This window comes from Nocardia exalbida NBRC 100660, from assembly GCF_000308575.1.
GTDB classification, from domain to species: domain Bacteria; phylum Actinomycetota; class Actinomycetes; order Mycobacteriales; family Mycobacteriaceae; genus Nocardia; species Nocardia exalbida.
On the sequence record NZ_BAFZ01000032.1, the window covers coordinates 113412 to 134800 of the forward strand.

Sequence of the window (21389 nt, forward strand, 5' to 3'; positions counted from 1 at the left end):
GACCGACGACGGGCTCAGCAGCCCCGCGCGGAGTGAAATCCCTGCCGCGCGGGCTGCCGAGACCGTACTACTCGCCTGCCGCTGCTCGTGCGATCAGCTCGGCGACCACGTCCGGCGCGGACACCGAGACCGCGTGCGAGGCCGAGACCTCCACGGCTTCTGCTCCCGCGCGTTGTGCCATGAATCGCTGCGCTTCGACCGGAATGTTCTTGTCCTCGCCGGTGATCAGCGCGAACGACCGGATGCCTCGCCAGGCGGTGGCGGCCGCGGGCTGTTGCAGGGCGTCCAAGGCCACCGGCCGCTGGGTCGCGGCCATCAGTTCGGCGGTGGCGGCGGGCACGTCGGCGGCGAACTGGCGGTGGAATTCCTCTTGCCGGATGTAGAGCTCGGTGCCGGTGCCCCCGTCTGGAAGCGGGTAGGAGGCGGGCCGGGTGGTCGGGCCGAGCGTCGATCCGGGGAACTTGTCCGTCAATTGCAACGCGCTCTCGCCCTCGTCGGGGATGAATGCGGCGATGTAGACGAGCGCTTCGACATTCGACTTCCCAGCGGCAGCGACCGTGATGACGCTCCCGCCGTAGGAATGGCCGACCAGAACGCACGGCCCTTCCACGGAGTCGAGAACCGAGGCCACATAGGCGGCGTCGCTGTCGAGGCCGCGCAGCGGGTTGGCGGCCGCGATCACGGAATGCCCTTGTGCGCGCAGTCGTTCGACAACCCCGTTCCAGCTGGAGGAGTCGGCGAACGCACCGTGGACCAGCACGATGGTCGGTGCGGAAGTATCGGTGCTCACGAGTGTGGTTCCTTCGGGGTCAGGCGGGGTGCAGGGCGGACCGCAGCGTCGCGACGGCCTGCGCTACCGCGCCCTTGGCGGCATGGGTGTCGTGCAGCGAGTTGACCATCACGAAGTCGTGGACGATGCCGCCGTAGCGCACCTGCGTGACCGGCACGCCCGCGGCACGCAACTTGCCCGCGAAGGCCTCGCCCTCGTCGCGCAGCACGTCGGCTTCGGCGGTGATGACCAGCGCGGGCGGCAGCCCGGTCAGCTGCTCGGTGGTCGCCCGCAGCGGCGAGGCGGTGATCTGCGCGCGCTCGTCCGCGCTGGTGGTGTACTGATCCCAGAACCACTTCATGCCCTCGCGCGTGAGGAAGTACCCCTCGGCGAACTGCTGGTAGGAGCCGGTGTCGAAGTTGGCGTCGGTGACCGGGTAGAACAGCACCTGCTGCACGAAGGAGACGTCGCCGCGCTCCTTGGCCATCAGGGTCAGCGCGATGGCCATGTTGCCGCCGACCGAGTCACCCGCGATCGCGATCCGGGACGAGTCGAGGCCCTTCTCCGCGCCGTTGGCGGTGACCCACTGGGCAACCCGGTAGGACTGCTCATTGGCCACCGGGTAGCGCACATCCGGCGACCGATCGTATTCGGGGAACACCACGGCGGCGCCCGCGCCGACGGCCAGATCGCGCACCAGGCGGTCATGAGTGTGCGCGTCGCCGAACACCCATCCCGCGCCGTGGGTGTAGACGATCACCGGCAGCGTCTCGGTGACGCCCTGCGGCTTGACGATCCGGACGCGCACCGAGCCGGTCGGCCCGCCATCGACGGTGATCCACTCCTCGTCGATCTCGGGCTTGAAGATCGGCGCGTCCTGCACGGAGTCCACCGCTTTGCGGCCCTCCTCGGGAGCGAGCTGGTAGAGGAACGGCGGCTGCGAGGTCGCGTCGACGAACTCCTGCGCCGCCGGTTCGAGCGAGATGCCCAGCGGGTTTCCTGACATGATCGTGCCTCTCTCGTAAAGGTGGTGGGAACTGTTGTGGCTCAGGCCGAGTGGGCGATCGCGTCGGTGATGACGGCCACCACGTCGTCGGGGTGGGTCTGCATCACCAGGTGTGGTCCGTCGATCTCGACCACGGCGCGGAATCCGGCGCGCTTGTAGCCGAATCGCTCGACGTCGGGATTGATCGTGTGGTCGGCGCTGGACACGATGCCCCACGCCGGTTTCGTCTTCCACGCGGCCGCCGAGGCGGGCTCGCCGAACGCGATGGCCGACAACGGCCGTTGCGAGACCGCGAGCACCGCGGCCTTCGCCGGATCGAGGCCTGCGGCGAAGATCGCGGGGAAGGCGGCGATGTCGACCGAGACGTCCGTGCCGGGCTCGGCGCCCTCGATCGGGTACGGCGCGTAGACGAGGTGGGCCGCCAGGTCGGAATCCGGGAACCCGCCCTGCAACTGCCCGAGGCTCTCGCCTTCCTCCAGGGCATAGCCGGACACGTAGATCAAGCCCACGACGTTGTCGGCGACGCCCGCGACGGTGATGACCGCCCCGCCATAGGAATGCCCGGCCAGCAGCACGGGCCCGTCGATCTGCTCCACGAACGACTTGATGTAGGCCGCGTCGGCCGACAGGCTGCGATTGAACACCGGGGGAACCAGGACGCGATGGCCTCGGTCGAGCAGCCGTTCGGTGACGGGGGCCCAGCTCGCGGCGTCGGCGAAGGCGCCGTGCACCAGGACGATGGTCGGACTTGCCGGGGCTGACATGGTGTTCCTTTCTCCAGCGCTCGCAAGTGGCGCTGCGGCCGACTCAGTCTCGGCCGCACGCCCCGCTTCGCGCCCCTCCCCACGGGCCACAAAAGCCTCCGATCAGGACACGGCCCGCTCCATCACCAGATCCGTACGGGCGGTCGACCGGAAGCGCTGCTGGTATTTGCGCGGGGAGATGCCCAGACGGGTGACGAACGCGCGGCGCAACGCCTCGCTGGTGCCGTAGCCCGCGGCCATGGCGGCCTCCGTCACGCTGTATCCGGCGTGCAGCATGTCCCGGGCCGTCCCGAAACGGATGAACGCGACGTACTCCGCGGGCGAGCGTTCGAGTTCCGCGCGGAACAGCCGGGTCAGATGCCGGACGCTGACGCGCGCGTGGGCGGCCAGCGTCTGGACGGTGTGCGGATACGCCGGGTCGGCGCAGATGAGGTCCACGACTCCGCGAACCAGCGGGCTGCGCGGCGCCGGTCCGCTCAGCGACGCGGAGAACTGGGATTGACCGCCCGCGCGCTGCACGTGCACCACCAGCGACTGGGCCACATGCCGGGTGACGTCGGCGCCGTGATCCTCTTCGACCAGCGCCAGCGCCAGATCGACGCCCGCCGCGACCCCCGCCGAGCTGTACAGATTGCCGTCCCGCACGAAGATCGCGTCCGGATCCACCTCGATCGACGGGTAGCGCCGCGCCAGTTCGGTCGCGAACTTCCAGTGGGTGGTCGCCCGCCTGCCGTCGAACAGGCCCAGATCGGCCAGCACGAACGCGCCGCTGCAGATGGACGCCAGTCGCCGCGTGTTGCAGGAGAGATGCCGCGCGGCGGCCAGAACCTCGGGAGTCACGAACTTGCCGGGTGGCAGCTCGCTTCCCGGGATCACCACGGTGTCGAAGCGGCCCGAGTCCTCGGCCGCGCAGCTCACCTCGACCCGCGCGCCGATCGAGGTCTGCGCGTCCTTGCCATCGGCCGAGACCAGGACCACCTCGTACCCCGCCACCGACTGATTCGCCTCGACGAACACCTCCGCGGGCCCGACGAAGTCGAGCATCTTCACGCCGTCGAACACCAGGATGCCCACACGTTTGCTGGGCGGAGCGGCGAAGTTGTAGGACATGTCAACATTATTATGGAGTCACGGCTCCAGAACAAGTGATGTGCCGGACCTCGCACACCGATTGGTACGGTGAGCCCATGGGACGGCCGCGCCAGTTCGACGAATCGAACCTGCTCGACGCCGCGACCGAGCTGTTCTGGTCGAAGGGTTTCGACAGCACCTCGGTGGAGGACGTCTCGCTGGCGACCGGCGTCGGGAACGGAAGCATCTACGCCGCCTACGGCAGCAAGCAGGGTCTGTTCCTGGCCGCGTTCGAACGCTATTGCCGGCGCCGCACACGTCTGGTCCGCGAGGCCATCGGTTCGGCGCGCGGTTCGGCCCGCTCCGCGGTGCGCGGGCTGTACCAGGCGATCATCGAAGACTGCGCCGCGCAGCCGAATCGGCGTGGTTGCCTGATGATCAACAGCATCGCCCAGCTCGCAGGCCGGATACCCGAAGTCGCCACCATCGGCAGCCGGACCACCACGGAGATGGAACAGGGCGTCGCCGACCGGCTGCGACCCGCGATGCGCGAGGCCGGAGACGACGACGAAGCCACCCTCTCGGCGGTCAGCGCCAATGTCGTGGTGGTCGCCCAAGGGCTGATCCAATTGAGCCGCTTGGGATTTCCCGCGCAGCGGCTGCACGAGATCGCCGATGTATCGAGTGCGGCCCTGCCACCGGCCTGGGCCGACCAGCTCGTGCCCTGACCCGGGTCGAGGACATCGGCCGCCCTCTGTCTCCGCGCGAGTGCAGCTGTGCGCCCCGCGAGCGTCGGCTTGTTGCGACCCGCCGAAGCGCAGGACGCCGCCGCGCTGGATTCTCCGGCCGTTCGGACGCGCCTCGACCTGCCGCGCAGCGAGCGCCGTACGACCTCACCGCGTCGTCCGGCGCGCTCTTCTTCAGGGAAGCGTGCCCGCCGCCCGGCCGTTCGTGACGCGGAGCAGATCGAGCTTCCCCGCGTCGTCGCTTCCGGCCGCGGCCGTGTACGTGACCATGCGGAGGTCCGCGCCCGGAACGACGAGGACGTCGCAGTCGAGGGAGATGTCGCCGATCTCGGGGTGCCGGATCGTCTTCCGGTCACTCGTGTGCTGGGACGCGGTCGCCGTCGTCCAGAGCTGGGCGAAGGCCTCGGACGTGGCCCGCAGATCGTGGACGAGGCGATCGAGCCGGGCATCGGCGGGGTAGCGGCCCACCGCGTCCTTCAGATCGGCGACGATCGAGGCCGCGAACGCGCCTTCCGCGCGGTCGGACCGGAAGGGACGGACCGAGGCGCGCGCCGCGCCCGCGCCGAAAACGGCCCGCGCCAGGTTGCGCTCCCCGGCCGGGACCATCGAGGGGTCACCGTGCAGGGCGCTCCACATGCCGTTCCACCACACGAGCGTCCAGTCGGCGGCGAAGACCCCGATCGGGACGTCGCCGAGACGCGCGGTGAGCCGTTGGATGCCCGGAGGCACGTGCGTGCCGATCGTCCCGTCCCGGGGCGGCAGGAGCCCGGCGCCGCGGTACAGCTCGTCGCGCTCGGGCCGGGAGAGCTGGAGGGCTCGCGCGAGTGCGCCGACCACCTGCGCCGAAGGGTTACGCGCCCGGCCTTGCTCCAAGCGCAGGATGTAGTCCACCGAGAGCCCGGCCAGCTGAGCGAGTTCCTCCCGGCGCAGTCCCGGAGCGCGGCGGCCGCGCGTCACCGCGAAGCCGGCGTCGGCGGGCGACAGGCGATCCCGCCAGGTGTGCAGGAGTTCGCCGAAATCGGAGCGAGCGGAAGTCACGCCTTCATTCTCGCCGCCGCGCGCCGGACCAGCCTGGGTACTGCCAGTCCAGGTGACGGGCGTGGCACTGGTTGCCGAGGGCCGCGGCGGTGACTATGGAGACGCCCGACCGGGCCGTCGGAAACCAATGCGGGAGGTTCCATGCCGTCGACCATCGTGATGACCGGGGCGAGTCGCGGGATCGGCCGTGTCGCCGCGGAGCGCATTCTCCGGGAGGCGCCGCAGGCGCATCTCGTCGTCGCCGCCCGCGGGTCCACCGGTGCACGACTGGCCGCCGAACTCGGCGGGACCGGGCGCCGGGTGTCGCACGTCGCCGTCGACCTGGGTGTGCCGGACAGTGTGCGTTCGGCCGCGGGCGAGATCCGCGGCAGGCTCGACCGGGGCGAGCTGCCGCCGCTGCACGGTTTCGTGGGCAACGCGGGGATCCAATACACGAACGCGCTCACCGAGGGGCCCGGCGGATTCGAGTCCACCTTCGCCGTCAACGTGCTCGCCAACCATCTGTTCGTCCGCCTGCTGGAGGACCGCTTCCATACCCCGGCCCGGATCGTGATCACGGTGAGCGACACCCATTTCGGCGACTTCGCGCACAACTTGGGCATGGTGCCCGGCCCGGTCTGGCGTTCGCCCGATGTCCTCGCCCGTCCCGGCGCGTTTCCCGAGCCGAGCGGCACCGCCGCCGGACGCACCGCGTATTCGACGAGCAAACTCGCCGACATCTACCTCGTGCACGAGTACGCGCGCCGCCTGCGGGCCGGGATCGATGCCGTCGGCTTCAACCCGGGGTTCGTCCCCGGCACCGACCTCGCTCGCAATGCGGGTCCGGCGTCCCGGTTCGCGATGCGCCGTATCCTGCCGCTGCTGACCCGCACGCGGTTCGCGACCAGCCGTGCCGCCGCCGGGCGCTGTCTCGCGGACGTCGTCCTCGGCGCCACCGCCGCGCCGACCGGCGCCTATGTCGACCGCGACCGGGTGGCCCGCTCGTCGGAGGAGTCGTACGACCCACGGCGCGAAGCCGAACTCTGGGACGTCCTGGAGCGTTTCATCGCGCCCTACGCCGCCTGAGCCGAGAACAAGTCCGACTCGCCGGGGACTCAGCCGGTGGAACCGCTGGCCGACTGTGAAGCAAGCAGTCCCAGTGCGGGGTGACCCGCCGATCGCGGCTCAGCTCACAAGTAGGGGAAGCAGTCGATGTCGCGGTGGGTGAAGCAGGGCTGCTCGACCGGTCGCAGCCAGCGGGCGGGGACCCGCAGCGGTTCGACCTCGGGCAGGCGCACGGGCCGGTCCTCGCCGTCGAACAAGGTCCCGCGCACCCGGAACACCCCGTCCGGCAATCCGAGGGCATCGGCTTGCTCGGGAGTCAGCATCACCGCGATGCGCGAGTTCGCGGTGATCCGCAGGCCCTCGACGGTGATCGGATCGCTGGTGTGATCGACCCTGGTGACGGTGAGCCGGAACCGGCCGCCGCGCAGCCACGACCACGCCCAAGTGAGCGAGCCCGGCTGGTCGCAATCGGGGTATCGACTGCGCGGCAGGCGCTGCGGGACCAGCACCATATAGGTGCACCCGACCTCGATATCGCGGGTCCGCATACTTTCAGCGTGACCGCCGCACCGCCCGCTCGCAAGGAAACCGGCAAAACCACCGCACCACGTGCGGGCGAGGGTTCGGGGCGAGCGGATGGTTGAGAACGGCACTACCTTCCTCAGCGCATGAGGCGATCGCTGAACGCTTTGCCACCGATCCGTCCGACCGTGAGATTCCTCAGCTGTGCTCGAGTGAACGTCACTTTCAAGCGGTTCAGTATGGGGGCGAGGGGCCGGGGATCGATGTCGCGGAGGGCCTCGGTGAGCAGGCGCATGGGCTCGCCGCACGAGTCGTAGCGGTCACCGGGGTCCTTGGCGAGCGACCGGTGCAGGATCGCGTCGACTTCGGGCGGGATCCAGCGGTGGCGCGCGGAGATCGTGGGAGGCGGCTCGTGCAACTGGGCCTCGGCGGTGGCCATGAGGTTCGCGCGAGCGAACGGTGTGTGACCGGTGAGCAGTTCGATGGCCGAACAGGCCAGTGCGTACTGGTCCGTCGCAGGCGACACGTTGTCCGCTCGCAGCAGCTCCGGCGCGGCGTATGGCACCGAAACGACGACGAAACCATTGGAGGACAAAGGCGGTTCGGGCCGGTGCAGCCACCGGGCCGAATCGAAGTCCGAGATCTTGACCGTCGCGGGCTCGTCCGTCCCGACCAGCACGTTCGCCGGCTTCACGTCGAGATGGACCACCCCGTTGGCGTGGGCGAAGTCCAGTCCGGCCGCGACATGCCTCAGCACGTGGAGCACCTGCCGCAGATCGGGGTGCCGACGCGGCACCAGCGTCGAGCCCGTCGCACCTGCCACGTACTCGTGCGCCGACCACAGCCTGCCGTCGGTTTCACCGTGCGTGTACATCCGCACGATGTCGGGGTGCCGCAGCGCCGACAAGATGTCGAACTCGTGCACGAATCGAGCGCGGGCCTCGGGCGATCGGCTGTCTTCTGGCCCCAGGATCTTCAACGACACCGGCCGCGACCATTCCGGATCCTCGGCCAGGTAGACCGCGCTGCTGCCCCCGTGTCCGAGCGGGCCCCGCACGATGAATCCCGCGAACTGGTCACCTGGTTCTAGCAGCACCGCCTCACCATAGTTCGCCGCACGGGCTCGCAGGCCGGGGTTTGCCTACGTGTGCCCAACGGCACTGCGCCACGGCGGCAGGTGTCTGTCGGAGCCGGCGGGCATGCTTCCCGCCGACCTGAAGGTTTGTGGTGCGAACACCTCAGGTCGGCAGGCGACAAGGTTGGGCGTCAGACGGCGGTGACCGTCAGGGTGTAACCGGCCGGCCCGCCGTCGGCGGAGGAGACGACGACCTGGTAGTCGTTGCCGTCGGCGACGAGATCGGCATGCGGGACCTCGTTGGCGACCTGCGGCCCGATCAGCGGGGCCACCGAGACGCGGGCATTGCCGGTGACGTCGAAGCTCAGGCGCTGCCCCGGCGCCGTGGCGATGGAATAGCTGTCGGCCTTGCCCTGGGCGACGTTGCCACTGGCATCGACGCGGTTTTGGCCCGGGGCGATCTGCAGGCGCTGCACGACACCGGGGACCGAAGGAATGCCGGGCGCGGCCTGGGCGGTCGCGGCCCCTCCGGCCGCGGTGAAGCTGACGACGGCGAGCACCGCGGGCACGGCACCCACCAATGAACGAAACAGTCGAGATGCGGTCATGGCCATCATCTTTCCTCAGGACGTGTGCGAGATCTCATGCGGCTGCGATTAATCGGCAACTGTGCGGCCGGACCTGCGCGGACGGAGGACAACGACATCGTCGCGCGGCCTGCCGGGTGTCGTCCACGTCCGGTCGCCATCGCTGCTTGCCGCGCCTCGGCTGTCCAGGTCAGCGAAGTTCCACCGGGATGAACGCGTCGGCAGGCTGCGTGGAGACGAGGCACGGAGGAGGTGCTCCGGCGCCGCGCGGTCAGCCGGGTGCGTCGGCGGATCGGGTGAGTGCGACGTAGAGCCAATGATGCGCGGCGCCGACGGTAGGGGTGTGGGTGATCCGGTCGGTGAGGTGCCAGTAACGGTGGATGCGGTGATCGGTGTCGGTTGCGCCACTGAGCAGTTCGTGGCGGAACTGTGGTGTGTCGCGGGTGCCGCGAGCGGCGGCGTGGGCGTCGACGAACTGGTCGAGTTCGGGGCCGGGCCGAGGCGGCTGGTGGGTGAGCAGCCGGTGACCGGCGGCCTGGCATGCCTGAGCGACCCCGGTGAGGAGTTCACGCCGGTGGCGGATGACGGTCCGGTTCGATCGCCAGAACTGGCGTGACATAGCGACGTGGAGCGCGGGATCGGCGGTGAGAGAGACCAGTTCGGCGTAGGCGGCGATGTGGTGGGCAGGGGGGTCGTCCGGTAGGCCGGGCACGTTCATCGCGACGAACTCGTCGAGCAGACCCGGTGGAATGGGAGTGAGTACGCGTCGCCAGAACGCCACGATCGCGTCGTGTGTGCGGTGGCGGTCCTGGACCGCGGCCAGTGCTTCCAAGCGAGCGGCCCGCTGGGTTGACGGGGCATCTTCGACAGCCCGCAACGAGGCACGCCGCCAGGTCAACGCGGCCAGTTCGGTATCCAGCGCACGACGTTCGGCGGCGACCGTGTCGGCGAGGGAGACGGTGCCCGCGAGTACGTCCGCTATCGCGGTCAAAGAGACGCCGAGCGCGCGCAGCCTGCGCACCAACAGCAGACGATCGACCGCGGTGCCGCGATCGAAGATCCGGTGCCCGCCGGTGGTGCGGTGCGAATCCAAGATCCCGTGATCGCAATAGAAGCGGATCGTCCGGACCGGCACGGCGGTCAGCCGTGACAACTCCCCGATGCTCACCGAGCCGGTATGTCGTGTGTCGTCGGTCACGATTGCTGGAACCTCCACCCGGGTGGAGTTCCTACCGTACTGGAACACCCCCGCTGAGAAGGAGCACGCTGATGACCGGTAGCGCGACGATGACCACCGACCAGATGTGGCGAGCGGTCGCCGCTGAACGGGCGAGTTTGATCGAACTGCTGGAGACTCTGCCGGAGCCCGACTGGAACCACGGTTCCCTGTGCGAGGGCTGGCGGGTCCGTGATGTCGTCGCCCACATCGTGCTCTCCGCGAACCCCGGCATCGGCTGGATTCTGGTCAACGTGCTCCGCGCCCGCGGCAACTTCGACCGCGCCATCCGGGAGACCGCGATCCGTCTCGCCGACCGCACCACGCCGACCCAGTTGCTCGTCGCCCTGCGCGAGGGAATCGCGCTGCGCTCGACGCCGATCGGCACCACCGCCGCCGATCGACTGATGGACCTGCTGGTACACGGCCAGGACATCGCGGTGCCCCTCGGCATCACCCGGCAGATGCCCGTCGATGCCGCGCGATCGGCTCTCGAAAGAATCTGGGCCACGAATGGATTCCGATCCCGCGAGCTGTCCCGGTATCACCTCGTCGCCACCGACACCGGTTGGGCCGTCGGCTCGGGACCTCTCGTCGAAGGCCCGGCCGCCGCACTGCTCCTGCTGGTCACCGGGCGCCGCGCCGGGCAGGAACACCTCACGGGCGAGGGCGTCCCGCGACTGAACCTCCAGTAGCCGACGAGAATTCGGAGTTCGTGTCGGTGCCTCGTGCCACACTGACGGCGTAGTCACCTGGCCAGAGGAGAACGCAGTGGCCACCATTGATGACCGCCCCACGGTGCGACTGGTCGCCCATTGCCGTCGCTGTCACGGGTGGCTCCTGTCGCCGCAATCGGTCGCCCAGGGAATCGGACCGACTTGCGCCGCCCGGGAGCGCGCCGAGTCCGCGCGGAATCCGGCAGAACTGACATTGTTCGAGGTCGCGGCGTGAGTGCGACGCGGTCGCCGGTCGGCAGGCTCGGCTGATCGGTCCACGGGTCAGGTGCGCATGACGGCGGCCGCGATCGCAACCGCTGCACCGGTGGCCGTCTCGCGCCGGTGTTCCAGGCGGGTCATCCGCCTCGGCGCATCAGCAGATGGCCCCGGCGGAACCGCTCGTTCTCGCACGGTTCACGCAGCATCCGGCCGATTTCGATGAATCCGGCGGCGCGGGCCAGCCTCGCGAGGTCGTCGATCGGCCACCGGTAGGCCGCCGTCACTTTGTGGTCGAACACCGTCACCGGCTCGTTCTCCGATTCGAAGAACGCGAGCAATAGGTGTCCACCAGCGGCGAGCACCCGATGGAACTCGGCGAAGTACGAGGGGATGACCTGCGGCGGGGCGTGGATGACCGAGTACCACGACACGATGCCGCGCAGCTCGCCGTCACCCAGGTCCAAGGCGTCCATGGAACCGACCTCGAACCGCAACTGCGGGTATGTCTCGCGGGCGAGCTCGATCATCACCGGTGACACGTCGACCCCGAAGACGTCCAGTCCCAGGTCTCGCAGGTGCGCGGTCACAGGCCCGGGGCCGCACCCGAGTTCGGCGACGAGTCCGGGATCAGCGCTCCGCGTGACTTCGGCGAACGCGGCGAGCACCGCGCGATCCAGTGCGATGGCCTCGAGATCGTCGCGGGGGAGTTCGGCATAGCGGACGGCGACGGCATCGTAGGCATCTGCCGTCGCGCGAAGGTGCGAGGAGGGTTCGATCACAAGCAAGCACACTAGGGCCTCCGAACTCCACGGCTGTAAATAGGACACCAACTCCTCTGTCTCACAACGTGATTCGAGCACGGTCGCGCCCCAGGCCAGATATCCGCAACCTCGGCTCCGCCCTGCAACGGCGAATCGCTCCCGGCCTGTGGACCACTTCGAATCCGTTGTCTCGCCCCGGTCCGGAACCCCGACTCGTGACATAGCAATTGTCGGTCGGAGTTCCGGCGCGGGGCTCTCGACGTTCACCCAGTGGAGGCGGCGACGAGTTTGCGGATGATCATCGGCTCGGCGAGCACGAATTCGAGCACCTGCTCCACGTGCCGGAAGTGCGCGGTCGTGAAGTGTTCGTCGAGGGCCTGCGTGCTGGTCCACTCCTCGACGATCACCATTCGGCCGGAGTGGTTCGGGTCGAGGTAGGGCCGGTAATCCAGGCAGCCGGGCTCCTCCAGCGAAGGCTCGATCATCGCCTCCAGCGCGGTGCGGAGGCGATCCTCTTGCCCGGGCGCGGCCAGGCACTCGGCGATGACGGTCAGCGACATGGTGATCTCCTGTGCGGTAGAGGTTTCACGGCCGAGCGGGACCGGTGCCCGCGCCGGAGGAGGTGATCGCGGCGGCGATCTCGGCCAGGTCCGACGGCGTCAACGCAACCGACTCCGCGCCGATCCAGCCGTCGACCTGGTCGGACGTGCGTGCGCCGACGATGGCTCCGGTGATACCGGGCCAGGCCAGCACCCAGGCGATGGCCACCTCGGCGACGGTGGCGCCGTGCCGTGCGGCGATGGGGCGCAGCGCGTCCGCCAACTGGAGGTTGGCGGACAGGCCGGTGGTGAAGTCGTGGTGGGCCCTCCGCCAGTCCTCGGCGGGCAGCCCGGCCACCCGCTCTGCGGAAAAGGCCCCGGTGAGCAGGCCGGATTGCAGCGGCGAGTAGACGATTACACCGGTCTCGTGCGCGCGTGCCCAGGCGATCTCGGCGGCGGACGACCGGTTGATCGCCGAGAACGGCGGCTGGATGACGTCGACGTGAGCGATCTGCTCGGCGGCCTCGAGCAGACCCGGCGTGTGATTGGACAATCCGATGGCCCGGACCTTGCCCTCGGCCTTCAGGTCGGCCATGACCTGCCAGTACTCCTCCAGCGGGGTGGCGTTCGGCGACACCGCGCCGAACCCGCCGCCCGCGTACTCCAGCGATTCGCCGGTGTCGGGATAGTGCACCTGGTAGAGGTCGATGTGGTCGACGCCCAGCCGCCGCAGGGAGTCTTCGGCCTCGCGGCGCACGCTGGCGGGCTTCATGATCCGCCGAGGCGCGGCCGACGGATTCTCCGGGTCCCAGACCAGGCCGGCCTTGGTGAAGATGTACGGGCGGTCGGCCTGCGGCAGGCCGGAGATTGCCTTGCCCACCAGTTCCTCAGAATGGCCCAGGCCGTACACCGCGGCGGTGTCGATCCAGTTGACGCCCGCATCCAGCGCGTGGCGGATCGCGGCGACCGACTCGGCGTCGTCCGTGGCGCCCCAGCTGAAGGTCCAGCCCGAGCCGGAAACGGCCCACGAACCGAAGCCGAGTCGGGTGATGTCCATGCCGGTGGTGCCGAGGGGGATCGGGGTCGGGTTGGTCATTGCGCAGTGCTCATTTCTTCTCGGTGTTGTTTCCGTGTTTCCAACCTTGACCGCCGCAGCGAGGGCTACCCAGTGCCAGCCGGAGCCTGGGCACCGCGTGACCAGGTTCGCGTCCAGCGGGTGCGTGGATACTGACCACATGCCACTGGACAGACGGGCAGAACTCGGCGAATTCCTGCGATCCCGGCGGGCCCGCTTGCGGCCCGAGGAACTCGGCCTGCCGGACTACGGCGGTCGGCGCCGCGTTCCCGGGCTGCGCAGGGAAGAACTCGCGCAGCTCGCCGGAGTGAGCGTCGACCACTACGTGCGGCTGGAACAGGGGCGCACCCTGCACTTCTCCGAAGCGGTGCTGGACGCGGTCGCCCGGGCGCTGCGGTTGAACGATGTCGAGCGCCAACACCTCTACCGGCTCGCGCGACCTTGGTCGGAAGGAGACCGCGCCGATGCGCCGCAGCAGGTCCGGCCCGGGTTGCGGCGGCTGCTGGACTCCGCCGCCGACGTGCCCGCCTACATCGTCGGCCGCAACACCGACGTCCTGGCCTGGAACCGCCTCGCCGCCGCCCTGATCACGGATTTCGGCGCACTACCACCCGCCCAGCGGAACCTGGCCCGCCTGGTTTTCCTGGACGAGGGCATGCGCAGCCTCTACGCCGACTGGCTGGAAAAGACCCGCGACGTGGCCGCCTACCTCCGGCTCGACGCCGGGCGTCACCCGGAAGACCCGGAAACGGCGGCGCTGCTCGACGAACTCTCGGCGGCCAGCCCCGAGTTCCGGCAAGCGTGGGCCGAGCACCGTCTCGAGGACAAGACCCACGGCCGGTACGTCTACCGGCACCCGGTGGTCGGCGAACTGGACCTCGGCTTCGAAACCCTGCGCCTCCCGGACGATCCGGACCAAGCACTGATCGCCCACACGGTCGAAGAGGGCTCACCCTCGCAAACCGCCTTGCGGCTACTCGCGAGCTGGGCCGAGGAAACGCGGCCGGTGACCTGAGACCAGTCGCCGCCGCGGCGGAAACCGGCTGCCGATGGCACAATTCCGCTCGCTTCCTCCACCATGGCTCCAGCTTCGATCACAGTGCTGGACAGCGATCTACACCCGGCCTCGGACTCGAACGGATCCGGATGTGTCAAGGAGACGCTGGTGATGATCCGACTGCTGTAAGCGGTTATGTCTCGTTGTTCATCAGCAGCTCGTATGACCTGCATCGGTCGCTCGGGCTGTACAGATCGGTCTTGACCAATAGCTCGTCGGCGCCAGTGGCCTCGACCAGCGCCTGTAGCTGCGGCAGCACAGTCGAAATACCCCCGACGAATACGCCGGTCAGCTCATCGTCTGTCTTCCGATTCTCCGCGTACCCGTGTGCCTCAGCTGTTCGAGGACTGGGTAGCTGTATCGGTTTGCCCTGTCGCCGCCGGGCGATCTTCATCCTCAGGGAACCGGCCAGCCACTGAGCTTGCTCGTCGCTGTCGGCGACGATAACCGCCGCACTGATCGAGATCCGCGGAGTCGGGCATATCGATGACGGCTGGAACGTTTGGGAGTAGGTTCGAACCGCTTCAACGGTGTTCATCGGCTTCAAGTGGTGGGCGGCGGCGAACGGGAGCCCGAGGCTCCCAGCGATCCGGGCGGTGTAGCCGCCGCTGCCGAGCATCCAGATCTCAGGTCTGTTGCCTACGGCAGGTACCGCCGCCGCGCGGCGGCCGGCACCGACCCGTATCCGCCGGGTCACCGAGGCGACGTGTCCGGCAATCACGGCTGGCGCCGCACTGGCTACCCCTGACATGCCATGATGCTCGGGCACCCAGTACCGGTGGTAGCCGAGGCCATCGGCCAGCTGTGCCAGTTCGACGCTGTTGCGCAGCGCCGTGGTGGCGTTCGATCCCTGGGGGATGGGAGCTGTGTCCAGAACCGAGATACGGACCTCCCGGAGAAGATTCATCACCTGGCCCACCTTCCCGCAACGTGGCTCCGCGCTCACCGAGTCCCGCCGGCATTCCGCACTCATCAGCTCGAAAGAGCGGCCTCCGACGCGATCTTGTGATCGGCGATCGGGGTTGTCGCCCCGGATACCCCGACGGCACCGATCGCCGCTCCGCCCGCGCGTATGAGCACCCCGCCACCGTGCGGCACGAACGGATCGCCAGAGGATACGGCCCCGGGCAACAGATGACCCGGGTCGTTGAGCGGAGCCATCTGAATAGTGTCGAAGCCGAGCGCGATCGCGGCGGCAGCTTTGTGTTGGGCGGAGTCGATGGTCGGCGGCGAGACACCGGGCATCCGTGCGAATGCGATCAGCTTGCCGACGGCATCGACCACTGCGATCGTGACGGTTTCCCCGTGCTCGGCCGCAGCGCGGCGCGCGGCGGCAACCACGGAATCGGCCCGCTCGAGCGAGATCGTCATGGTGTTCAGAATGCCGTACGGCTGGTAGAAGTTCGGCCTTGTCAGCGAAAGGTCGCCAGTTCACCGGAGTGCACCGCCGGGACTACGGATCGGCCCGAGCACCACCTGTGTCCAACTCGCCGGTGCCGGTGGTGACCGAAACCGCTGGATCCGGCAGGTAGCGCCGCCTCCGCGGTGCCGATGTCCTCGACTTGCGCCTGGGCGAGGAATGGAATCCCCAGACCACACTCCGAACCGCCCAGCAATCATCGGCTCACTCTTGCGGGTGAACTCTGTCGGGCTCCTCCGGCCGGGACGTGATGGCGCGGATCCTACGTCTTGCCGCTCGGCGGTGATTACCGGCGCGCCTGATACATCGCGAGTTCTCCCCGTCGGGCAGCCCGCCACCACCGCTGTCCGGAGTCGATACCACGCCGGATCTTGCGCACAGTGGGTATCTGGGTGAGTAGGTGTCGCTGGTAGCGCCACGGCATTTGTGGCCCGTGCCGAGCCGCCATCGCATAGGCGAACTGCACGGCGCTGCGGTCGAGATACCGGTCGGCGTGTTCGAACCAGATCATGCTGGTACGGGCGGCGGCCTGGATCGGGCGCAGCGCAGCGCGCCGCTGCGCATCGTAGTTCTCCAGCGCATCGGCGACCTCGGCATGTTCGTACAGGCTCTGCGCGAGCACGACGGCATCGACGATTGCCAAGCGGGTGCCCGAGCCGATGGTGAAATGCGTCGTGTGCGCTGCATCGCCGAGTAACACCACGTTGTCGTGATACCAGGTCTTGTTGGTTATCTCGGGAAAGCGACCCCACCTGGCGAACTCTCCTCGCGTCTTGCTGATCAACGAGTGACCGTCGAGAATGCGCGTGAATATGTTCTCCAGAACACGCATGTTCTCCGAGTTGTCCAGGGAATCGAATCCCAGTCCGTGCCAAGTCTGTGGTTGGCACTCGACGATGCAAGTGCTGATTTTTTCGGCAACCGACGGGTAGGCATGGAACCAGATCCAACCGGCCGAGGTGTGCTCGAACGCGAAGGTGAAGCGGGTGAAGACCTTGTCCGTACCGAGCCAGATATATCGATTTTCGCCGAGTGTGACCGACGTGCCGAAACGAGGATCGCCCAGCTGCCGTACCCGGCTGTTCGCGCCGTCGGCGGCGACGATGAGATCGGTGTCGACGAAGCCGGACAGATCGTGGACCTCTTGCCCGTGCTGGACGTCGACGCCCAAGTCACTCGCCCGGCGGGAAAGTACGTCGAGCAATGCCGCGCGCCCCATGCTGAACCCGTAGCCCCCGAAGTGCGCGGTCTGGTCGTCGCACACATGGATTGCCTGTTCACGCCATATAACTGAGTCGGCGCGCACCGCCTGGGCGCTGTCGGGGTCGTTCCGATACAGAACGTCGAGCAGGTCGTCCCAATACACGACGCCCCAGCCATAGGTGGACCCGAGGGGATCGCGGTCGATCACCGTGATGTCATGCGCCGGGTCGCGCCGCTTCATCGAAATGGCGAAGTACAACCCGGCCGGCCCGCCACCGACACACACAATCTTCATCTCGTCACCGGTTCCAGCCCGATTGGTCGAACCTGGCTGCACATGATCGGTACTCGATGCGACCGAGCCCGGCACGCTGTGCGTGTCCGGGCTCGGTCACCGGCGCTAGAAGCTGCCCCAGCCACCCCAGCCACCCCAGCCACCCCAGCCGGGTGGGTTGAACCAATTCCACCAGCCTGGGCCGTTACCCCAGCCGCCGCCGTTACCCCAGCCGCCGCCGTGGCCCCAGCCACCGCCGTTACCCCAGCCACCGCCGTTACCCCAACCACCGCCGTGACCCCAGCCTCCACCGTTACCCCAACCGGGGCTGTCGACGAGCTGGGTTGCGGAGGAAGGCGTCTCTGCGCGCGCGCTGGGCGCTTGCGCCGCGGCTGCGACGACCGGAATCGCGGCAACAGCGGCTATACCGGTGGCGGCTGCCAACCGTGCGAACTTCGTGTGTGAATTCTTTCTCTCGAACATGATAGGGCTCCAGATACAGTCCCGACCTAGTTGAATCGTACGCTGTTTCGTAGCACTCCAGAAGTCGCGCGTTGACAAATGGGTGCAAAAACGGGGAGATGGTCGCTAGATGTCCTCGCCGGAGCAATTTGCGACGCAATTGCGGAGTCGAAACAGCGCCAACGGGTGGCTCAGCTGCTGGGGAACGAGACGCGCCACGACCTCGGCTACGACCGGCGCCCTCGCCGCCGGGCACTACGACGACAAAGCGCTGGCCACTCTCGCGATGGCCATCGGCCAGGTGGACTTCTTCGTCCCGATCGCCCTCATCGGACAGCCGCTGCCCGGACGGCCCGAGCCGAGCAGTGGTCTCCCGTATCGGCTTGAGAGCCCGGACATCGGCTGCGGTCGTGGGGCGAAGATCGCCCGCAACCGCCTGCCGACTCGGTCTCGTACTGCTACTCGCATTCGCCGGCCCTGCCGCCGGAAGCGGTCGGCGTCCAGTTGCCGCCCCATTCTTGTATCTCCGGCGATGCCGGGTTCAGGAGATCAGCTACAGGAAAGCAGCGATTCGAAGGCGCTGTGCAGGTCGGACTCGTCGAAGATCTGGAGTGCATTGTCCGATGCGGTGTGACGCCAGACGACGTAATGAGCAGCCAGATATCGAAGATCTCCCCAGGGCTCCTGCGCGTGGACTCGCGCCTGCACTGTTCCGCAGCGCAGGCATTCGAGCCACGGGACGACGAGCAGGCCCGTCAGGGCAGAGTCCGTAAGGCCGATCCGGGCTGGTTGGACCGGCGTCGACCGATCATCCGGGAGCAGCCGGATGGAAGCTTCATCATCGGAATCTCTTACGCACGCGATGATTTCGTCGTGACGGGCCAGCCGCTCACCCCATTGCTCGGCAAGTACTTCGATCTCGGCGCGTGTTCGGTCGCTGATGGGCACCTGCCGCTCGAGCAGCCGTTGCGTCAGCATCCACAACCCTGCTTCCTGATGGGCGGACTCACGGCAGGCGCGGAAGTTTTCGGCATCCTCGGTCGAGGGCAGCAACGCAGCCAATCGTTCCCAGAGGTCGGCTTCGTATGCCGCGTAACGGCTATCGCTACCCACCGGCGCGACCCTACTGGACAGATCCGTGCACGCTAGTTCCCACCCGTCCAATGCTCAACGGGGGAACACACTGATCTGCCGCATACCGCGCGCTCGTCAATCGTTCGGAACGAATGCTCGGTCGGTAGATGCGGTGCTTCGTCACGGCACCGCCCCGACCCTCGACGAGGTAAGTCCGGAGAACGTAGCCGCCGCGTCAACTCCATGGGTATGCCCGGACGCCATTCCAGCGCGGTGGAGGTGAGGCCCTTGGCGCGGTGTTCACCGGCGATCCGCAGTCATCGCGGGCGCAGCCGACATGTACGGGGTCATCCGGCCGTAGAGCCCGATCGACGACGACTTTCCTATGGGCCACGATCATCGCACCTGGGAGCAGCCGTACACTGCTGCGCCCGTTGGTATCTAGGATGCTGATGCTCTCCTCTTCGGAGAGTCGGTTCGAGGCCGGTATCGCCTTACGCATTTATCGCCAATTTTCGAAAGCTAGGCGAGCATGCCGGCCACCTGGGCGATGAGTTCGCGCATCCACTGATGCCCGGGGTCGTGGGTCTGCGCCGTATGCCACCACAGCGCTTCGTTGATCGGCCCCACCTCGAACGTTCGGCGAAAAATCCACCGGAAACGAAGATCGCGCTCCAGATCGTGGTTCCGGTGGCACTGAAGGCCAGGAACCGCGGGAAGGAGTATTTCGACGCGCAGATCAGGATGGGAATGGTCGTGCGCAGCAGTGGAATCCAGCAGGCGAACAGCGCCGCCATGGTTCCGCGCTTGCGCAGACTGCTTTCGCCCTTCTCCAGGGCCCGGCGCAACTTGGAGTCGACCGGACGGCGACGAATCCAGTCGTCGAACACTCGCCCGAGGTAGTAGGTCCCTGTCGGGCCTGGTCGGTTGGACGTGGAAGCACCCCGATCGGTTCCATCGTTCAACGACTTTTTTCATCCGCCCTCCGCCATCGCCCGAACCCGCCCCAGCGCATCGGCATACCGCCGCAGATGCGCACCCCCGTTGAGATCGATTGCGGCCCCGGTCATCCAGGCCGTCTTGTCCGACGACAGGAACACCGCGACATCCGCAATAGCAGGAAGGTTGTACGTGGACGACGACGAACGCCAAGTGTGGGAGTTCGCGGTAGTAATCGGGCTGCCGGACGCGACCGGGCCCGGCGCCCTCGACGGCGAGGGAATCCACCCGGTCGCGCTGGCGCTCGAGGAGAGCACCCATCGGATTCGCGGGGTGAACCGTATCCCATGCTTTACCAGCTTCGGACCGGTCACCGCGGTCGATGAGTTCGCTCAGCGCGCGTGGGGCGAGGCGTACGATCCGGCGCGCGTCCCACTTGAATGCCGTCTCGCCGTCTATGTAACCAATGACGAGCTGGACGAACTGGTGCCAGCGATCGTCGAGGGTCTCGGCATCGACGAGGACAGATACTCGGTGGTAGTCGGCCGGAAGGTCACCGTCGGCCTGCGGGCCATCTCGCTGGAGTCGCCCGAGAACAGCTTTTCTCAGCACCTCGCTAGCCGATACCGGGATCAACCCACCACGGATTGACTGGAGAATTTCGTCAGTCGTTCTCGCTCAGGGGTGCGCTCGACGGAGCGGGCGCGGTCCCTGCGGCGGCGAACAAGGCCTCCACCTCGCTGCCCCACTCCGGGTACATCTCGACCTTGCGCTTGTAGATCGCATAGATCTTCTCGGGCAGTTCAGGATTCGATTCGTCGGAGAATCGCACCGCGTACTGCTTGGCCAAACGCGGCAGGATGTACTTGTCGCCCTCTATATGCACCGGATCGTGCATATAACGTTCCAGCGCGTCCAAATCGGGAATCGCCGTCAGATACGCATGGGTGAAGCCCTCCGCCGGGTCTCCGAGGTCCGGCCCGATGGTCGAGAACACCGCCGACTCGACCGATGCGGTGCGTCGCATGGCGGCGAGCACCTGTTCCTGCTCTTGCTCGGTGACGCCGGGCTTGAAGCTGAACCGCAGCAGATTGATGATCATCGGCCCTCCAAAATTGCACTGGTTAGTGCATATTAGAACACTCATCAGTGTATTCGCTAGAGTTGCCTCGTGCCCTCACCGAAGCCGCAGCGCCCGACCGGGCGGATCGACAAGCGGCAGGCGATCCTGGACGCCGCATTCACCATCTTCTCCAGGGACGGCTACCACCAGGCGGGCGTCGATACCATCGCCGTGCAGGCCCGGGTCGCCAAGCACACGATCTACAACCACTTCGGCGATAAGGAGACCCTTTTCCGCGAGGTGATCGCCAACCTGTCCTCGCAGGCGCTGACCCGCAATCTCTCCGCGGTCGAAGTCCTGGACCAGGATGGTGACCTCACCACGCTGCTGACCGAGACCGGGCTCAGGCTCGCCGAGTGCTACTGCGACGAACGCTCCGTGGCGCTGCGACGACTGCTACACGCGAACATGCCGAACATGCCGGACCTGCTCGATATCGTCAGAAACAACGCCTCCGACCGAGTCGACGACGCATTGTCCGCGCGACTGGCCAAACTCGCTCTGGCCGGCAAGCTCGATCTCGGCGCAGATCCCGCCATCGCCGCCGAACACCTCGCCGCCCTGATCACCGCACCACTCGAAGCCCGTACCCGCATGGGGGCACGAAGAGTATCCGAATCCGAGTTGCGCGAAGTCACCCAGAACGCGATCGCGACGTTCCTCCGAGCTTTCGGCTACAGGACGTAACA

Annotated in this window: 24 protein-coding genes and 2 pseudogenes; 7 read left to right on the forward strand and 19 right to left on the reverse strand. The window is 67.6% G+C overall.

Features of this window, described 5'->3' with window-relative positions; translation table 11 throughout:
* Positions 1-67 precede the first annotated feature (67 nt).
* The 4 genes from ON29_RS06740 to ON29_RS06755 form a co-directional block, all read right to left on the reverse strand.
* On the reverse strand, positions 68-790 hold the full coding sequence (locus ON29_RS06740) for an alpha/beta fold hydrolase (protein WP_040865265.1): 723 nt from the start codon (positions 788-790) through the stop codon (positions 68-70).
* A 19-nt stretch (positions 791-809) separates the two neighbouring features.
* A complete protein-coding gene (locus ON29_RS06745) occupies positions 810-1775 on the reverse strand; it encodes an alpha/beta hydrolase (RefSeq protein ID WP_040865266.1) in 966 nt (321 codons plus the stop codon).
* Positions 1776-1816: 41 nt separating this feature from the next.
* A complete protein-coding gene (locus ON29_RS06750) occupies positions 1817-2539 on the reverse strand; it encodes an alpha/beta hydrolase (protein WP_040865267.1) in 723 nt (240 codons plus the stop codon).
* Between the two features lie 102 nt (positions 2540-2641).
* Complete coding sequence (locus ON29_RS06755) at positions 2642-3649, reverse strand: GlxA family transcriptional regulator (RefSeq protein WP_040865268.1); 1008 nt, start codon at positions 3647-3649, stop codon at positions 2642-2644.
* 77 nt (positions 3650-3726) lie between these two features.
* Between ON29_RS06755 and ON29_RS06760 the strand changes: the two genes are divergently transcribed.
* Positions 3727-4338: a TetR/AcrR family transcriptional regulator gene (locus ON29_RS06760; RefSeq protein WP_051174925.1), complete on the forward strand. Its 612-nt coding sequence runs from the start codon at positions 3727-3729 to the stop codon at positions 4336-4338.
* Positions 4339-4530: 192 nt separating this feature from the next.
* Here ON29_RS06760 and ON29_RS06765 read toward each other — a convergent pair whose 3' ends face one another.
* Positions 4531-5394 carry a helix-turn-helix transcriptional regulator gene (locus tag ON29_RS06765; RefSeq protein ID WP_083863275.1) on the reverse strand — a complete coding sequence of 288 codons (864 nt, stop codon included), beginning with the start codon at positions 5392-5394 and terminating at the stop codon, positions 4531-4533.
* 141 nt (positions 5395-5535) lie between these two features.
* Between ON29_RS06765 and ON29_RS06770 the strand changes: the two genes are divergently transcribed.
* A complete protein-coding gene (locus ON29_RS06770; protein WP_040865269.1) occupies positions 5536-6459 on the forward strand; it encodes an SDR family NAD(P)-dependent oxidoreductase in 924 nt (307 codons plus the stop codon).
* A gap of 104 nt (positions 6460-6563) precedes the next feature.
* Here ON29_RS06770 and ON29_RS06775 read toward each other — a convergent pair whose 3' ends face one another.
* The 4 genes from ON29_RS06775 to ON29_RS06790 all read right to left on the reverse strand — a co-directional run bounded on the left by ON29_RS06775 (position 6564) and on the right by ON29_RS06790 (position 9820).
* Entirely contained in the window at positions 6564-6986 is a 423-nt protein-coding gene (locus ON29_RS06775) for a hypothetical protein (protein WP_040865270.1), read from the reverse strand.
* A gap of 113 nt (positions 6987-7099) precedes the next feature.
* Positions 7100-8056, reverse strand: a complete 957-nt coding sequence (locus tag ON29_RS06780) for a serine/threonine-protein kinase (protein WP_051174926.1) — start codon at positions 8054-8056, stop codon at positions 7100-7102.
* A 170-nt stretch (positions 8057-8226) separates the two neighbouring features.
* Complete coding sequence (locus ON29_RS06785) at positions 8227-8652, reverse strand: hypothetical protein (RefSeq protein WP_157172672.1); 426 nt, start codon at positions 8650-8652, stop codon at positions 8227-8229.
* A 241-nt stretch (positions 8653-8893) separates the two neighbouring features.
* Positions 8894-9820 carry a MerR family transcriptional regulator gene (locus tag ON29_RS06790; protein ID WP_040865272.1) on the reverse strand — a complete coding sequence of 309 codons (927 nt, stop codon included), beginning with the start codon at positions 9818-9820 and terminating at the stop codon, positions 8894-8896.
* Between the two features lie 71 nt (positions 9821-9891).
* Between ON29_RS06790 and ON29_RS06795 the strand changes: the two genes are divergently transcribed.
* The gene (locus ON29_RS06795; RefSeq protein ID WP_051174927.1) at positions 9892-10533 is read left to right on the forward strand and encodes a maleylpyruvate isomerase family mycothiol-dependent enzyme; all 642 of its coding nucleotides are present in this window, start codon (positions 9892-9894) and stop codon (positions 10531-10533) included.
* Between the two features lie 103 nt (positions 10534-10636).
* Positions 10637-10789, forward strand: a complete 153-nt coding sequence (locus ON29_RS36885) for a DUF6011 domain-containing protein (RefSeq protein WP_245548849.1) — start codon at positions 10637-10639, stop codon at positions 10787-10789.
* Positions 10790-10910: 121 nt separating this feature from the next.
* Here ON29_RS36885 and ON29_RS06800 read toward each other — a convergent pair whose 3' ends face one another.
* The 3 genes from ON29_RS06800 to ON29_RS06810 all read right to left on the reverse strand — a co-directional run bounded on the left by ON29_RS06800 (position 10911) and on the right by ON29_RS06810 (position 13169).
* Positions 10911-11552 carry a class I SAM-dependent DNA methyltransferase gene (locus ON29_RS06800; RefSeq protein ID WP_040865273.1) on the reverse strand — a complete coding sequence of 214 codons (642 nt, stop codon included), beginning with the start codon at positions 11550-11552 and terminating at the stop codon, positions 10911-10913.
* Between the two features lie 245 nt (positions 11553-11797).
* Positions 11798-12094 (reverse strand): putative quinol monooxygenase, encoded by a 297-nt coding sequence (locus ON29_RS06805; RefSeq protein WP_051174928.1) that lies wholly within the window; start codon positions 12092-12094, stop codon positions 11798-11800.
* A gap of 25 nt (positions 12095-12119) precedes the next feature.
* Positions 12120-13169, reverse strand: coding sequence for an aldo/keto reductase (locus ON29_RS06810; protein WP_040865275.1), 1050 nt, complete (start codon positions 13167-13169; stop codon positions 12120-12122).
* 139 nt (positions 13170-13308) lie between these two features.
* Between ON29_RS06810 and ON29_RS06815 the strand changes: the two genes are divergently transcribed.
* The gene (locus ON29_RS06815) at positions 13309-14163 is read left to right on the forward strand and encodes a helix-turn-helix transcriptional regulator (protein ID WP_040865276.1); all 855 of its coding nucleotides are present in this window, start codon (positions 13309-13311) and stop codon (positions 14161-14163) included.
* A gap of 175 nt (positions 14164-14338) precedes the next feature.
* Here the strand turns inward: ON29_RS06815 and ON29_RS06820 are convergent, their stop codons facing one another.
* From ON29_RS06820 to ON29_RS36890, 6 genes and pseudogenes are all read right to left on the reverse strand, one after another.
* Positions 14339-15112, reverse strand: a complete 774-nt coding sequence (locus ON29_RS06820) for an LLM class flavin-dependent oxidoreductase (protein ID WP_040865328.1) — start codon at positions 15110-15112, stop codon at positions 14339-14341.
* Positions 15113-15177: 65 nt separating this feature from the next.
* Positions 15178-15576: a GlcG/HbpS family heme-binding protein gene (locus ON29_RS06825; RefSeq protein ID WP_040865329.1), complete on the reverse strand. Its 399-nt coding sequence runs from the start codon at positions 15574-15576 to the stop codon at positions 15178-15180.
* A gap of 335 nt (positions 15577-15911) precedes the next feature.
* Positions 15912-17198: an FAD-dependent monooxygenase gene (locus tag ON29_RS06830; protein WP_217999088.1), complete on the reverse strand. Its 1287-nt coding sequence runs from the start codon at positions 17196-17198 to the stop codon at positions 15912-15914.
* Positions 17199-18113: 915 nt separating this feature from the next.
* Complete coding sequence (locus ON29_RS06835) at positions 18114-18677, reverse strand: hypothetical protein (protein ID WP_157172673.1); 564 nt, start codon at positions 18675-18677, stop codon at positions 18114-18116.
* Positions 18678-19300: 623 nt separating this feature from the next.
* Positions 19301-19603: pseudogene (locus tag ON29_RS37710) on the reverse strand (DedA family protein); the annotation flags it as partial.
* A 9-nt stretch (positions 19604-19612) separates the two neighbouring features.
* Positions 19613-19753: pseudogene (locus ON29_RS36890) on the reverse strand (short-chain dehydrogenase); the annotation flags it as partial.
* Between the two features lie 16 nt (positions 19754-19769).
* Between ON29_RS36890 and ON29_RS34520 the strand changes: the two are divergent.
* Positions 19770-20228, forward strand: coding sequence for a hypothetical protein (locus ON29_RS34520; RefSeq protein WP_157172674.1), 459 nt, complete (start codon positions 19770-19772; stop codon positions 20226-20228).
* 13 nt (positions 20229-20241) lie between these two features.
* On the opposite strand, the gene ON29_RS06845 is transcribed toward ON29_RS34520, so the two are convergent.
* A complete protein-coding gene (locus tag ON29_RS06845) occupies positions 20242-20679 on the reverse strand; it encodes a Dabb family protein (protein ID WP_040865280.1) in 438 nt (145 codons plus the stop codon).
* A 69-nt stretch (positions 20680-20748) separates the two neighbouring features.
* On the opposite strand from ON29_RS06845, the gene ON29_RS06850 reads away from it, so the two are divergent.
* Entirely contained in the window at positions 20749-21387 is a 639-nt protein-coding gene (locus ON29_RS06850; protein WP_040865281.1) for a TetR/AcrR family transcriptional regulator, read from the forward strand.
* Positions 21388-21389: the final 2 nt, after the last annotated feature.